This is a genomic window from Variovorax sp. V15, from assembly GCF_041154425.1.
Taxonomy (GTDB): domain Bacteria; phylum Pseudomonadota; class Gammaproteobacteria; order Burkholderiales; family Burkholderiaceae_C; genus Variovorax; species Variovorax guangxiensis.
Genome location: NZ_AP028659.1, coordinates 5,735,979 through 5,749,863, shown reverse-complemented (window position 1 = coordinate 5,749,863; position 13,885 = coordinate 5,735,979). Strand labels below are relative to the sequence as shown.

Genomic DNA, 13,885 nt, shown 5'->3' with positions numbered 1-13,885 from the left:
GAACTACTCGTTTCCCAAGCCGCGAGCGGCACGGGAGGATCAGGCGAATCAACCGAATGAAGAAGCGAGTGAATGAACGATGTCTGCCAGCCTGAACAACCCAAGTGGCGCGAGCACTGCTGAAGGCGCTGCTGCCACCGCCGACAACCACGACCCCTTGCATTGGCCCGCGCGCATGTGGATCGCGCTGCTCATCTTCAGCGGCGTGATTCTGCTCGACGGGCTCGATATCTCGATGATCGCGGTGGCAATCCCCGAGATCCAGCAGGCCTTCGGCATCGGCGCTGCCACGGCGCAGTGGCTGGTCAGCGCGTACATCCTGGCCTTCGGCGGCTTTCTGCTGCTGGGCGGGCGCTGCGCCGACCTGTTCGGCCGCAGGCGCGTACTGGTGGCTGGGCTGGCGGTGTTCGCGCTGGTGTCGGTGGGCGGCGCCTTCGCCACCGACGCGGGGCTGCTGATCGTCTCGCGCTTTGTCAAAGGCATGGCCGCGGGCTTCACCGGGCCGGCTGCGATGTCTCTGCTGGCCACCACCTTTGCCGAAGGGCCGGCGCGCAACAAGGCATTCGGCATCTTCAACCTGTTCGAGGCCTCGGGCTACTCGTCGGGCCTGCTCATCGGCGGGCTGCTGGCTGCGCTGAACTGGCGCTACATCTTCGTGCTGCCCATTCCCGTCGCGCTGCTGCTGATGATCGCCGCGCTGCGCTGCCTGCCGCCCGACGCGCCGAGCGCCGGCAACAAGAGCCGGCCGAAGCTCGACATCGGCGGCGCCGTCACGCTGGTGGCGGGCATGCTGCTGCTGGTGTTCACCGTGGTGTCGGCGGAAGAGGCGGGCTGGGCTTCGGCGCGCACCATCGGCGGCTTCGTGGTGGCGCTGGCGTTGCTGGCTGCGTTCATCGTCATCGAGCGCATGGTGAAGGAGCCGCTGGTGCGGCTGGGCATCTTCCGCAACCGCGAACTGGTGGCGGCCAACATCAGCGCCGCGCTGCTTTACGGCGGCGCCATGGGCTTCCAGTTTCTCGTCGCGCTTTACTTGCAGAACATCCAGGGCTGGAAGCCATGGCAGATGGCACTCGTACTGCTGCCGGCCGGCCTGATGGTGGTGCTCGTCGGCCCGAAGATCGGCGCGCTCATCAGCCGCTTCGGCGTCAGGCGCGTGCTGCTGGTGGGGCTCTCGGCTTTCGTGCCGTGTTACTTGCTGATGCTGCGCATCGGCCCCGAGCCCGACCTGTGGGGCGTGCTGCTGCCCGCATCGGTGCTGTGGGGCGTGGGTTTCGCGCTGAGCATCTCGGCGCTGATGGTGGCGGGGACGAACGGCGTGGCCGATGAGGAGCAGGGACTGGCCGCGGGGCTGCTGAACAGTTCGCTGCAGATGGGTGGGGCTTGCGGGTTGGCGGTGCTGACTGCGGCGATTGCGCCTGGGACGGAGTTGGGAATGCTCTATTCGGGTGTGTGGGTGATTCTTGGATTTGCTGTGTTGACCTTGGTGGCGCAGGGGGTGAGGGCAGGTCGGCGGTAGCGGGTTGCTCGGCGCCGCAGCGCAGGCTCTGCGGCGCCTCTTATCGGCGTCACAGCCCGTAGACGGCGACGATGGTCAGGAAAGTCAGCCAAAGGCCTGCGGCACCCAGCAGAGTCATCATGGCGAAGAAAGCCACGAGGTATCCGATGCGGTGGGATAGGCCGGACGCAGATGGAACGAACTTCACATAGATGAAGACGGCCCACAGCAGCAGCGCAGAAACTCCCATCGCCACGACCGACTCCGACATCGCCAGGATTCGCTGCTCGTCCAGGTAGCGCATGCCGAGGCTGAGCAGGGGCATCGCCACGGTCCACGCCAGCATGTTCAGTGGTATCCACCAGCGTGCGCTCATCGGATCGCCTCGCCCTTGTAATAGTGGCCAGGCATGGGGTTCTCCCAACCTGGGGTCTGATATCCAGGCGCCGACACCATGGGCACTTGACCCATCACGCTCCGCAGCAGGCCTGCAACATAGGAGCTGCTGTTGTATTCGCCGGGACGCATGACGGAACCTCGAACGTTCTTTGGAATGGAGTATGGAGACACGTAGCTCCCTGTGATTGACCAGCGCTCCAACGACGCTGCTGCATGAACAGATGTTTCGACGCAACTTCGTTCTCGGCGGTCCGGCCACCGAAGAGTCGCGCTCGGCCCAAGAGGTGTACCCGCCAGCGATCGAAACCACTGTTGTCTATCGTCAATCGACCGTTCGTATTTCACGGCCCGGCTCGTATTCGATCCGGGCGCCTTACCCCCATGAAGAAAAGGTGAAATCCGGCGCGCTGCATCCGATCCGCCGCGCGGTACGTACAGCCTCCAGCAGCGAGGAGCTGCTGCTGTCCGCCCATCTACCGACAACCAGGAGAACCTTCATGCACACCACCCGTCTCGTCGCCGCGCTCGGCGTCGCCCCGGCCATTGCCTTGCTCGCCGCATGCGGCTCGATGCCCTCGGGCTCGATGGCCCCCGCCTTCAACCAGTCCACGCTCCCGCCGACCATCCAGGTCCCCGCCGGCAACAAGGTCGCCATGGAAACCGTGGGCAAGGGCGACATCACCTACGAGTGCCGCGACAAGGCGAACGCGCCCGGGCAGACCGAGTGGGTGTTCGTCGGTCCCGACGCCAAGCTGTGGGATCGCGGCGGCAAGCAGGTCGGCAAGTACTACGGCCCGCCGGCCACGTGGGAGTCGAACGACGGCTCCAAGCTCACGGCAACGCAGCTGGCGGTGGCGCCCTCGGGGCCGACGAGCCTGCCGTTCCAGCTGGTCAAGGCCAATCCGGCGGTCGGCAGCGGTGCGATGACGGGCGTGACCTACATCCAGCGCGTGGCGTTGCAAGGCGGCGTGGCACCGGCGGCGGTGCCTTGTACGCCGGCCACCAAGGGACAGAAGCAGGTCGTGAAGTACCAGGCGGACTACATCTTCTGGAAGGCGTCTTGAGGAGCCGAAGCGCGAAACCTGCCTTCCAGATTTCGCGTCGAAGAACTCGCTCATCGGCAAGGAAGGCGTTGACACTGTGGACCAGTGTCAATTGGTCAGAAATTTTTCACGTCAACTGCGGTTTTGCTCTTGGCGTAGCAAAGCGCATGCGATTGAGCAGTGCTTTCGGCAGGTGACGCACGCACGTCTCGCCTACAGTGCTGCCGATGAATCGCCGCACCGAGATTTCGACCGACTACGTCACATTCATCAGTGAGTTGAAAGCGCGCGTAGCCGCCGCGCGCCTGTCGGCTGCGCGTGCGGTGAACCGGGAGCTGATCGCGCTGTATTGGGATATCGGCAAGGCCATCGTCGAGCAGCAACGGACTCGGGGCTGGGGGCAGTCGGTGGTGGAGCAGATTGCCCGGGACTTGCGTGCATCGTTCCCGGGCTCCCAAGGCTTTTCCGCGCGGAACGTCTGGGACATGCGGCGGTTGTACGAGGAATACACGAGCCCGGAAATTCTGCGACAGCTTGTCGCAGAAAGCGGCAAGCGCCCGCCGAGACAGTCTGCTGCGGCGCAGTTTCCAGATTGGGCTGAAGAGCTTCTGCGACGGCTTGTCGCAGAAATTCCATGGGGCCATCACTTGCTGTTGCTGAGCAAGCTGGGAGTTGCGGCGCAGCGACTCTTCTACTTGCGGGCGATCGCCGCGTTGGGCTGGAGTCGCAACGTGCTGCTCAACCAGATCAAGGCTCAGGCGTACGAACGCTCGCTCGCCGACCGGAAGAGCCACAACTTCTCGCTTTCGCTGCCGGGCCACTTGGCGGAGCAGGCCGAAGAAGCATTGAAGAGCAGCTACAACCTCGAATTCCTGGGCATCAGGCGAGCTGTTAAAGAGCGCGAACTCGAGAGTCAACTGATCGACAAGTTGCGCGATTTCATTCTCGAATTGGGCTATGGCTTCTGCTTCATCGGACGCCAGCATCGACTGACCCTCGGACGCAACGAGTACTTCATCGACCTGCTTTTCTATCACCGCTTCCTGAAATCGCTCGTTGCCGTCGAACTGAAGATGGGCAGGTTCGAACCGGAATACGCAGGCAAGATGGACTTCTATCTGAACCTGCTCAATGAGAAGGAGCGTGCGCCGGACGATGCTCCTTCCATCGGGATCATCCTGTGTGCAGAAAAGGATGGCCTGGAGGTGGAGTTCGCGCTCAAGAGCAAGTCGAACCCGATCGGGGTGGCCGAATACCAATTGCAGGGCAAGTTGCCGACGGAGATGAAAGGCAAACTCCCCTCGCCACGGCAATTGCAGGACGTCGTCCGCGCCGTCAAGATCCGCTAGCAGCAGTCTTCCGCCTGTTTGCGACGGCGGCGGCAAGGCCGATGCCTCCCACCACCAAGCACAGCGCAAGGATCACCCCACGCGCGTGCACCGAATCCGCAAACGCCCCCACCACCAGCCCCGCCAGCGGCTGCGTCAGGTTGTTCAGCAGCACGATCACCCCGGTGGTCTTGCCGTAGTCGTGCGCCGGGATGATCCGCTGCCTGTGGATGCGGATGTAGATGCTGAACATCTTGTCGAACCCGACCACGAGTAAAAAGCCGGCCGCATAGCCCCAGTGGCTGGTGCTCGCGGCGGTGAGCAGGCCGCCGCCGAAGATCAGCGCATACGCGGTTACGCCCATGCGCTTGAGCGGAATCGATCCGCGGATGATCGCCAGCAGGATCGCGATGCTGGCCACGGCCCCCAGGGTCTGCAGCGTCGCGTAGTAGGTCGCCGAGCGCTGGTGCAGCCCGGTGACCATCGCGGCGGACGAGGCGAGGGTGGTGCCGAGCATCAGGTTCACGCCCGAGGTGAGCATGGTCAGCCGCAACAAACCCGGCAGCCGCAGCACGTGGCCGAGCGCGGTCGCGATGGGGCGCATGATGTGGCCCGGCTCGCCCTGCGGTTCGTGCAGCTGCATGGGGTTGCCGCGGCGCCAGTACGAAGTCGCGACGTCGGCCAGCAGGAAGAAGCCAGCCGCCGCGCCGACCACCGCCTGCCACGGCCACAGCGCGAACAGCGCCGCGGCCACCAGCGGGCCGAGCACGGTGCCGGTCTGCTCGGCGGTCTGGGCATACGCCAGCACCTTGTCGAAGCGGTTGCCGTTGGCGATCTGCGGCAGGATCACTTCGCGCGCCATCACGCCCTGGGTGGTGAGCACGCCGCACACCGCCGAGAGGCCCACCAGCCAGCCGATGCCGCCCATGGCCTCGTTGGCCAGCACGCCGAGCACGCAGACCAGCGCGCGAAGAATCTGGCTGCCGCGCAGCAGCTTGAGCGGCGACACCCTGTCGCACAGCGCGCCGCAGATCGGGAACGACAGGAACCGCGGCAGCGTCTCCGCCGCGAAGGCATAGCCCGACCACGCCACGTCCTGCGTCACCTGGAACACGACCAGCGGCACGAGGAACAGCAGGATCTGGTCGGCGAGCCTGGAGAGGAACAGCGAGAAGAGAAAGGCCGGGAACTTCATCGCTTCGCCGCTGCCTGTGCCGACCCCAAAGGGAGAAGGGGGAGAGTTGCAGCATCGGCGGGCATGCGCTGAAGATAATCGAAGCCATGATCGCGCTCGACTGCTACTACAGCCTCTCCTCCCCCTGGGCCTACCTCGGCGGCCCGCAACTCCAGGACATCGTGCGCCGCCACCACGTGCGGCTCGCGCTCAAGCCCTACGACTTCCAGGCCGTGGTGCCGCAGACCGGCGGCATCCCGCTGAAGACCCGGCCCGAACCGCGCCGCACGTACCACGCGCTCGAACTCGCGCGCTGGAGCGACTACCTCGGCATGCCGATGAACCTCGAGCCCGCGCACTACCCGAAGGGCGCGCCCACCGACCCGAACTGGAACAAGTACCCCGGCTGGATGGTGATCGCCGCCCAGCTGCAGGGCCTCGATGCCCAGCCGCTGTCGCACGCGCTGCTGCGCGCCCTGTGGGCCGAGGAGCGCGACACCTCCAGGGCCGAGGTGCGCATCTGCGTGGCCGAGGAGAACGGCTACGACGGCGCCTCGCTGCAGGCGATGGAGCAGTCGGCCGAAGTGCTGGCGGTTTACCGCGCCAACAGCGTCGAGGCGGTGGAGGCCGGCGTGTTCGGCGCGCCGACCTTCATCCTGAACGGCGAGCGCTTCTGGGGACAGGACCGGCTCGCGTTCCTCGACCGGGCACTGGACAAGCTGCGCGCTGCGGGCTGAGCGCACCCGCCTTCAGGCGCTGCCCTGATCGGCAAGGCACTGCCGGGCGGCTTCGCGCACGCGCTCGTCGGCGTCGTGCAGGCCGGCGTGCCGCACCTGCGCCTGCCACGGAAGTGCCGCACGTTTCCACGCCATGAGGCCGCGAACGGCTTGCCAGCGCACGTCGGCATCTTCGTCGTGTGCGAGGCGATCGGCCAGCGCCGGCAGGATGCGCTCGCCGGCTTCGGCGCCCAGTCCCCGTTCGTCCAGCAGGCTGGCCGCATGCCGGCGGACGAAGGCGTGCGGGGAAGCCAGGCCGCGCAGAGCCTCGTCGAGTTCCCCGGCGCGCAGCGTGCAGTAGCTGCTGCCGGGCTTGAGCTTGTCGTGCACGACGGCTACTTCGGCCGCGGAGCCCGAGAGCAAGGTTTCCAGTTGCCGGTAGTCGAGGGCCGCGGGCGTCGGGTCACGAAAGGACGAATACGGGGCGCAGAGCCCGCGGATGGCGACTGCCGCCCGCTCGGGCTCGCCGCGCCACTCGGCGAGCCGCCCGAAGAGCCATTCGCTGTCGCCCAGGTACGCCAGCGTCGCGGCGCACCAGGCGTGCGTGGGCTTGTCGCCGCGCGCGAGCAGCCTCTTGCGCAGCGCGTCCAGCACCTCGGGCGTTGCCAGCCCGATGCGCCCGAGCATCCTGGCAGCTTCGCTGCCGAACCTGCCGCGCGGCCGGGCCAGTTGCTCGACGAGTGCCGGCACGGCGGGTGCGCCGATGTCGATCAGCCATTGCTCCGCGTCCTCGGCATCGACCGGCTTGCCATCGAAGCGGCCGAGACGTCCGACAAGCCAGGCCACCCGCTCTTCGACAGGCAGGGACGCGACGCGCATGCGCTCCCGCTGCGCCACCGCTTCCTTCGGAAAAAGGGCCTGGAACTCGGCATCGCCGATGCAGCGGCGCGCCAGGTCGAGGCCGTTCTCGTCGTCGTGCAGGAAGAGCACGAAGTCCGGCGTGAGCTGGGGCGCATCGCCCAGCGCGGCCCGGACTTTCCGCGCGGCCGAGACGAGCATGTCGATGCATTCCCGCTCGGCGAGCAGCCAGCCTTCGCGGGTTTCGTTGCGGGTGAACTCGCAGGCAGCGTCGGCGGCCGCATCCAGGGCCGGGCTGGAGAACTGGATCTCGTCCCAGCGCCAGTCGGCCGGGTTCCACTCGGCCGACCAGAAGTCGCCGCTGCCCTCGTCCTCGCGGGCGCTCACGCTGTTGGCGGAGAGTGCAGGCAGATAGATCGGGCCGTCGAGTTCACGGTACATGCCGCTGAAGGCGACGGCATACAACCGCTCGCCGGGGTTCTGGTTCAGCAGTTCGCGCAGTGCACGCGTGGCGTCTTCGACGATCAGCGGCTCCAGCGCTTTCCAGTGGCTCATGCGGGCGTCTTTTCTTCCTTGAATCGCGCAATCCTAAGGTCGACCAAGTCTCAGCTCGACCGCGGCAGCAGCGCCGGTATCAGCTTGCGGTTCATCCGCTCGCGCCACCAGCGCAGCGCCTGCCCCTGCGCGCCGGTCTTCCAGGCCAGCCAGAAGGCCTCGGGCGCGCGCGGCTCCTCGGTGGGCAGTTCGACCAGCGTACCGCGCCTGAGCTCGTCGACGATGCACGCGCGCGGCAGGAAGCCGTGGCCGAGTCCTGCCACCTGGCAGGCGATCTTCGCGGGCATCGAGGGCACGGTGATGCGCGGCTGGCCGGCCAGCAGGCCGACGGTGCGCTCCGAGAGCGTGCGCGCGCTGTCGCCCACCACGATGGCGTTGCATTCCAGCAGGTCGCCGCGCTGCAGCGGCCGGCCCAGGCGGGTGAGCGGGTGCGAGGGCGCGACGCAGAAGGCGAAGTCGAGGCTGCCCACGGTCACGGCCTGGTAGCCGCCGCCGGCCGGGCCGTCGCCGGCGGCGATGACGATGTCGGCGCGGCCTTCGCGCAGTGCCTCCCAGCTGCCGGTGAGCGCCTCGCAGCCGATGCGCAGCCGCGTGCCGCAGCGCAGGTCTTCGAAGGCGCGGATGTCGTCGATGAGGGCCTGCGTGGGAATGAGCGAGTCGTGCACCAGGCGGATTTCCGACTCGTAGCCGGTGGCGATCTGGCGCATGCGCGATTCGAGGTCGCTCGCGGCGCCGAGCAGCCAGCGGCCTTCCTTGAGCATTTCCTCGCCGGCGGCGGTGAGGCTCACGCGCGGGCCGTTGCGCTCGAAGAGGAGCATGCCGAGCTGTTCCTCCAGCTTGCCCACGGCGTAGGAGATGGTGGAGGGCACCTTGTTGAGATGCGAGGCGGCCGCGGCGAAGGAGCCGTGGCGCGCGATGGCGTCGACGATCTCGATGGCTTCCAGGCTGAGTTTGAGCATGCGGTGGCCTGCGAGGGTGAAGAAAGGGTGGAAAAGCAATGTTCGAAAAATTCGATCATTGAAGATGAAAAGTTTCGTCGATGACGACCGCAATGGCCTCGATGATTCGTTCCATGCCAAGGAGATTTCTCTCCGGAAGCAATTGTGAATCAGATCGAATATTCAACCAACCCGCAGGAGTTTTTCACATGTCCATCAAAGCCACCCCCACCGCCGGTTCCAAGCTGCTGACCCCCAACGACCACACGCTGGTGATGATCGACTTCCAGTCGCAGATGGCCTTCGCCACGCACTCGATCGACGCCGTGAACCTGCGCAACAACGCCGCGCTGGTGGCGCAGGCGGCGGCCGGCTTCGGCGTGTCGACCATCCTCACGACGGTGGCCGAGAAGAGCTTCTCGGGCCCGATGTTCAGCGAGATCACCGATGCCTTCCCGGGCCAGAAGATGCTGGACCGCACCTCGATGAACACCTGGGAAGACGCCGCCGTGATCGAGCGCGTGAACCAGATCGGCAAGCCGCGCATCGTGCTGGCGGGCCTGTGGACCAGCGTGTGCATCGTCGGCCCGGCGCTGTCGGCACTCGACCAGGGCTTCGAGGTGTACGTGATCGCCGACGCCTGCGGCGACGTCTCCACCGAGGCGCACAACCGCGCGATGGAGCGCATGGTGCAGGCCGGCGCGCAGCCGATGACCTCGCTGCAATATCTGCTCGAGCTGCAGCGCGACTGGGCCCGTGGCGAGACCTACGAGCTGACCACCGGCATCGCGAAGAAGGTGGGCGGCGCCTACGGTATCGGCATCAACTACGCCAAGACCATGTTCGGCGCCCACGAGGGCTGATCGAGGCACGAATAAACCTACTGCGCGCCCCGATCTCGCACCTGCGGTCCTCGCCGTACCTGGGTACGGCTGCGGTCCTCGGCGCGACCTCGGAGCGCTCGCTACGGTTTCTTCGCGCCTCGTGCCGTGCTCTCGACAACCTTCCTCAAAGACAAGCTGATCATGAAGCCCTATGTCCTCTCGCTCGCGCTCGGCCTCCTGGTCGGCGTGATCTACGCCCTGTTCCAGGTGCGCTCGCCGGCGCCGCCGGTCATCGCCCTGGTGGGGCTTCTGGGAATCCTGCTCGGCGAGCAGATCCCGCCGCTCATCAAGAGCGTGATCAAGCCCGAGGCGGCGGCCACCTCGTGGCTGCATCACCAGGTCAAGCCGCATGTGTTCGGCGAACTGCCGAAGTGCGCCCAGCCCGCGGCGGCGAACACCGCCGAGGCCCCATCCTCCGGAAGGCGCGACGCATGAAGCCGTCCGCAGACCCCAGCCGACGGCGCCTCCTCGGAGCGCTCGGCGCCACCCTCGCAGCCCCCGGCCTCGCGGTCGCCTCTCTTTCCAGCAACATGACCAACACCGAAACCCCCGACCTGATCCTGCACAACGGCCGCTTCACCACGCTGGACCGCGCCAACCCGGTGGCCGAGGCCGTGGCCATCAAGGACGGCCGCTTCACCCGCGTCGGCCGCGCCGAAGAGGTGCTGCCGCTGGCCGGCGGCGCCACCCGCGTGATCGACCTGCAGGGCAGGCGCGTGCTGCCGGGGCTCATCGACAACCACCTGCACATCATCCGCGGCGGCCTGAACTACAACATGGAGCTGCGCTGGGACGGCGTGAGGAGCCTGGCCGACGCCATGAACATGCTCAAGCGCCAGGTGGCGATCACCCCCGCGCCGCAGTGGGTGCGCGTGGTGGGCGGCTTCACCGAGCACCAGTTCGCCGAGAAGCGCCTGCCGACCATCGAGGAGCTGAACGCCGTGGCGCCCGACACGCCGGTCTTCATCCTGCACCTGTACGACCGCGCGCTGCTCAACGGCGCCGCGCTGCGCGCCGTGGGCTACACGAAAGATACGCCCGCGCCGCCCGGCGGCGAGATCGTGCGCGACAGCGCCGGCAACCCCACCGGCCTGCTGCTGGCCAAGCCCAACGCCGCCATCCTCTACGCCACGCTGGCCAAGGGTCCGAAGCTGCCTTTCGACTACCAGCTCAACTCCACGCGCCACTTCATGCGCGAGCTCAACCGCCTGGGCGTGACCGGCGCCATCGACGCGGGCGGCGGCAACCAGAACTACCCCGACGACTACGAAGTCATCCGCAAGCTGGCCGACGACGGCCAGCTCACCATCCGCCTGGCCTACAACCTGTTCACGCAGAAGCCCAAGCAGGAGAAGGAAGACTTCCTGAACTGGACCGCCAACTCCAGATACAAGCAGGGCGACGACTACTTCCGCCACAACGGCGCGGGCGAGATGCTGGTGTTCTCGGCCGCCGACTTCGAGGACTTCCGCCAGCCGCGTCCCGAGATGGCGCCCGAGATGGAAGGCGACCTCGAAGGCGTGGTGCGCATCCTGGCGCAGAACCGCTGGCCCTGGCGCATGCATGCCACCTACGACGAAACCATCAGCCGCTCGCTCGACGTGTTCGAGAAGGTCAACAAGGACACCCCGCTGGCCGGCCTGAACTGGTTCTTCGACCATGCCGAGACCATTTCCGAGAAGTCGATGGACCGCATTGCCGCGCTGGGCGGCGGTGTGGCGGTGCAGCACCGCATGGCCTACCAGGGCGAGTATTTCGTGGAGCGCTACGGCGCCGCCGCTGCAGAAGCGACGCCGCCGGTCAAGCGCATGCTGGAGCGCGGCCTGAAGGTCTCGGCCGGCACCGACGCGACCCGCGTGGCCTCGTACAACCCGTGGGTGTCGCTGTCCTGGCTGGTCACGGGCAAGACGGTGGGCGGCCTGCAGATCACGCCGCAGCGCAACCTGCTCGACCGCGAACAGGCGCTGCGCATGTGGACCGAGAACGTAACCTGGTTCTCGAACGAGGAGGGCAGGAAGGGCCGCATCCAGGCCGGCCAGCTCGCCGACCTGGTGGTGCCTGACCGCGACTTCTTCGCCTGCCCCGAATCGGACATCGCCGACACCACCGCGCTGCTGACCATGGTGGGCGGCAAGGTGGTCTGGGGCGCCGGTCCCTTCGCCTCGCACGACGAGGGCTCGGTGCCACCCGCCATGCCCGACTGGTCGCCCGCGCGCACCTTCGGCGGCTATGCCGGCTGGGCCGACCAGAAGGAGGGCGCGCCGCTGCAGAAAGCGATGCGCAACGCCGCGATGTCCTGCGCCTGCGCCAACAACTGCAACGTGCACGGCCACAGCCACGCCACGGCCTGGAGCAGCAAGCTGCCCGTTGGTGACCTGAAGAGCTTCTGGGGCGCGCTCGGCTGCGCCTGCTGGGCGGTATGAGGAAGATGACGATGCGCTGGACAACCGCACCCCTGCTGCGCTGGATCGCCTTGCTGCTGCTGTGCGCCGCCTACCTGCAGGGCGGCCTGAACAAGGCGATGGACTTCGACGCGGCCCTTGCCGAAATGAACCACTTCGGCCTGTCGCCCGCGGGGCCGCTGGCCCTGGCGGTGATCGTGCTGGAGCTGGGCGCCTCGGCGCTCATCCTCACCGGCCGGCTGCGCTGGCTCGGCGCGCTGGCGCTCGGCGGATTCACGCTGATGGCGACCTTCGTGGCGCTGCGCTTCTGGCAGATGCCGGTGGGGCAGGAGCGCTTCATGGCGGCAAACTCCTTCTTCGAACACCTGGGCCTGGTCGGCGGCTTCCTGCTCGTCGCCTGGCACGACCTGAAGGAGCGTGCACATGTCTGAAACCTCGCAAGGCACGACAGCGCCCGCGGCGCAATCCGGCGCCTTCGCGCCGCTGCGCCAGCCGGTCTTCGCGGTGCTGTGGGCCGCCACGGTGCTCGGCAACATCGGCAGCTTCATGCGCGACGTGGCCAGCTCGTGGCTGGTGACCGACCTGTCGGCCAGCCCGACGGCGGTGGCGCTGATCCAGACGGCGGCGACGCTACCGGTCTTCCTGCTGGCGATTCCAGCGGGGGTGCTGTCGGACATCCTCGACCGGCGACGCTTCCTGATCTTCGTGCAACTGGTGCTCGCCGCGGTCAGCGGCACGCTGCTGGTGCTCTCGCACACCGGCGCGCTCACGGTGCAATACCTGATCGCGCTGACCTTCGTGGGCGGCATCGGCGCGGCGCTGATGGGGCCGACCTGGCAGTCGATCGTGCCGGAGCTGGTGCCGCGTTCCGACCTGAAGGGCGCCGTGGCGCTGAACTCGCTGGGCATCAACATCGCGCGTTCCATCGGGCCGGCGGCGGGCGGGCTCATCCTCGCGAGCTTCGGTGCGGCCGCCACCTACGGCGTGGACGTGCTGAGCTACGTCTTCGTGATCGCGGCGCTGCTGTGGTGGAAGCGCCCGCCGGCGGAAGACACGGCGCTGTCGGAGAACTTCCTCGGTGCCTTCCGCGCCGGCCTGCGCTACACCCGCGCCAGCAAGGAGCTGCACGTGGTGCTGCTGCGCGCGGCGGTGTTCTTCCTGTTCGCGAGCTCGGTGTGGGCGCTGCTGCCGCTGGTGGCGCGGCAGATGCTGGGCGGCTCGGCCGGCTTCTACGGCGTGCTGCTCGGCTCGGTGGGGGCCGGCGCCATCGGCGGCGCGCTGGTGATGCCCCGGCTGCGCGCCCGGCTCGACGCCGACGGAATGATGCTGCTGGCCTCGCTGCTCACCGCCGCGGTGATGGGCGCCCTGGTCTTCGCGCCGCCCAAGTGGCTGGCGGTGGCGCTGCTGCTGGTGCTGGGCCTGGGCTGGATCGTGGCGCTGACCACGCTCAACAGCGTGGCCCAGTCGATCCTGCCGAACTGGGTGCGCGGTCGCGGCCTGGCCGTGTACCTGACGGTGTTCAACGGCGCGATGGCCGCCGGCAGCCTTGGCTGGGGCCTGGTGGCGCAGCAGATCGGCGTGCCGATGACGCTGGTGGCCGGCGCCGTCGGGCTGGTGGTGGCGGGCCTCGTCTTCCATCGCGTGCGGCTGCCGGCCGGCGAGGCCGACCTGCAGGCCTCGCACCACTGGCCGGAACCCCTGCTGGCCGAGCCGGTGGCGCACGACCGCGGGCCGGTGATGATCCAGGTCGAGTACCGCATCCGCAAGGAGGACCGCGAGCCCTTCCTGCAGGCGATGAAGCGCCTGTCGCTCGAACGCCGCCGCGACGGCGCCTATGCCTGGGGCGTGCACGAGCACACGGCCGACCCGGAGCGGGTGATGGAGTGGTTCCTGGTCGAGTCCTGGGCGGAGCATCTGCGCCAGCATCACCGCGTGTCGCATGCCGACGCGGACCTGCAGAGCGAGGCGCTGCGCTTCCACATCGGGCCCGGCAAGCCGGAGGTGCACCACTTCCTGGCGCTGTAGGGCTGGAAGCGGCCGGGGCGGGGGCTTGGGCCCTCGGTCGCCAGGGGCGATGCCCGTGGCGATAATCC

Annotated in this window: 13 protein-coding genes; 9 read left to right on the top strand and 4 right to left on the bottom strand. The window is 67.6% G+C overall.

Annotation, left to right across the window (positions count from 1 at the left end; translation table 11 throughout):
• Positions 1-79: 79 nt before the first annotated feature.
• Positions 80-1,516, top strand: a complete 1,437-nt coding sequence (locus ACAM57_RS27335) for an MFS transporter (RefSeq protein WP_369659613.1) — start codon at positions 80-82, stop codon at positions 1,514-1,516.
• Between the two features lie 49 nt (positions 1,517-1,565).
• Here the strand turns inward: ACAM57_RS27335 and ACAM57_RS27330 are convergent, their stop codons facing one another.
• Positions 1,566-1,871 carry a hypothetical protein gene (locus ACAM57_RS27330; RefSeq protein WP_369659612.1) on the bottom strand — a complete coding sequence of 102 codons (306 nt, stop codon included), beginning with the start codon at positions 1,869-1,871 and terminating at the stop codon, positions 1,566-1,568.
• Between the two features lie 520 nt (positions 1,872-2,391).
• Here ACAM57_RS27330 and ACAM57_RS27325 point away from each other — a divergent pair.
• A complete protein-coding gene (locus tag ACAM57_RS27325; RefSeq protein WP_369659611.1) occupies positions 2,392-2,958 on the top strand; it encodes a DUF3455 domain-containing protein in 567 nt (188 codons plus the stop codon).
• Positions 2,959-3,164: 206 nt separating this feature from the next.
• Positions 3,165-4,286 carry a YhcG family protein gene (locus tag ACAM57_RS27320; RefSeq protein WP_369659610.1) on the top strand — a complete coding sequence of 374 codons (1,122 nt, stop codon included), beginning with the start codon at positions 3,165-3,167 and terminating at the stop codon, positions 4,284-4,286.
• Here ACAM57_RS27320 and ACAM57_RS27315 read toward each other — a convergent pair.
• Positions 4,273-5,460: an MFS transporter gene (locus ACAM57_RS27315; protein ID WP_369659609.1), complete on the bottom strand. Its 1,188-nt coding sequence runs from the start codon at positions 5,458-5,460 to the stop codon at positions 4,273-4,275. The two genes, ACAM57_RS27320 and ACAM57_RS27315, sit on opposite strands and share 14 nt — an antisense overlap.
• Before the next feature lie 86 nt (positions 5,461-5,546).
• On the opposite strand from ACAM57_RS27315, the gene ACAM57_RS27310 reads away from it, so the two are divergent.
• Entirely contained in the window at positions 5,547-6,176 is a 630-nt protein-coding gene (locus ACAM57_RS27310) for a 2-hydroxychromene-2-carboxylate isomerase (RefSeq protein ID WP_369659608.1), read from the top strand.
• A gap of 12 nt (positions 6,177-6,188) precedes the next feature.
• On the opposite strand, the gene ACAM57_RS27305 is transcribed toward ACAM57_RS27310, so the two are convergent.
• The gene (locus tag ACAM57_RS27305; RefSeq protein ID WP_369659607.1) at positions 6,189-7,568 is read right to left on the bottom strand and encodes a DUF4303 domain-containing protein; all 1,380 of its coding nucleotides are present in this window, start codon (positions 7,566-7,568) and stop codon (positions 6,189-6,191) included.
• 50 nt (positions 7,569-7,618) lie between these two features.
• Positions 7,619-8,527 carry a LysR family transcriptional regulator gene (locus ACAM57_RS27300; protein ID WP_369659606.1) on the bottom strand — a complete coding sequence of 303 codons (909 nt, stop codon included), beginning with the start codon at positions 8,525-8,527 and terminating at the stop codon, positions 7,619-7,621.
• Between the two features lie 188 nt (positions 8,528-8,715).
• Here ACAM57_RS27300 and ACAM57_RS27295 point away from each other — a divergent pair, with 188 nt between their 5' ends.
• The 5 genes from ACAM57_RS27295 (at position 8,716) to ACAM57_RS27275 (ending at position 13,817) form a co-directional block, all read left to right on the top strand.
• The gene (locus tag ACAM57_RS27295) at positions 8,716-9,369 is read left to right on the top strand and encodes a hydrolase (protein WP_369659605.1); all 654 of its coding nucleotides are present in this window, start codon (positions 8,716-8,718) and stop codon (positions 9,367-9,369) included.
• Positions 9,370-9,531: 162 nt separating this feature from the next.
• Positions 9,532-9,825, top strand: coding sequence for a DUF1427 family protein (locus tag ACAM57_RS27290; RefSeq protein ID WP_184634705.1), 294 nt, complete (start codon positions 9,532-9,534; stop codon positions 9,823-9,825).
• 95 nt (positions 9,826-9,920) lie between these two features.
• The gene (locus ACAM57_RS27285; RefSeq protein WP_369662485.1) at positions 9,921-11,813 is read left to right on the top strand and encodes an amidohydrolase; all 1,893 of its coding nucleotides are present in this window, start codon (positions 9,921-9,923) and stop codon (positions 11,811-11,813) included.
• 11 nt (positions 11,814-11,824) lie between these two features.
• A complete protein-coding gene (locus ACAM57_RS27280) occupies positions 11,825-12,223 on the top strand; it encodes a DoxX family protein (RefSeq protein ID WP_126021431.1) in 399 nt (132 codons plus the stop codon).
• A complete protein-coding gene (locus ACAM57_RS27275) occupies positions 12,216-13,817 on the top strand; it encodes an MFS transporter (RefSeq protein WP_369659604.1) in 1,602 nt (533 codons plus the stop codon). Before ACAM57_RS27280 ends, ACAM57_RS27275 begins: the two co-directional genes overlap by 8 nt.
• Positions 13,818-13,885: the final 68 nt, after the last annotated feature.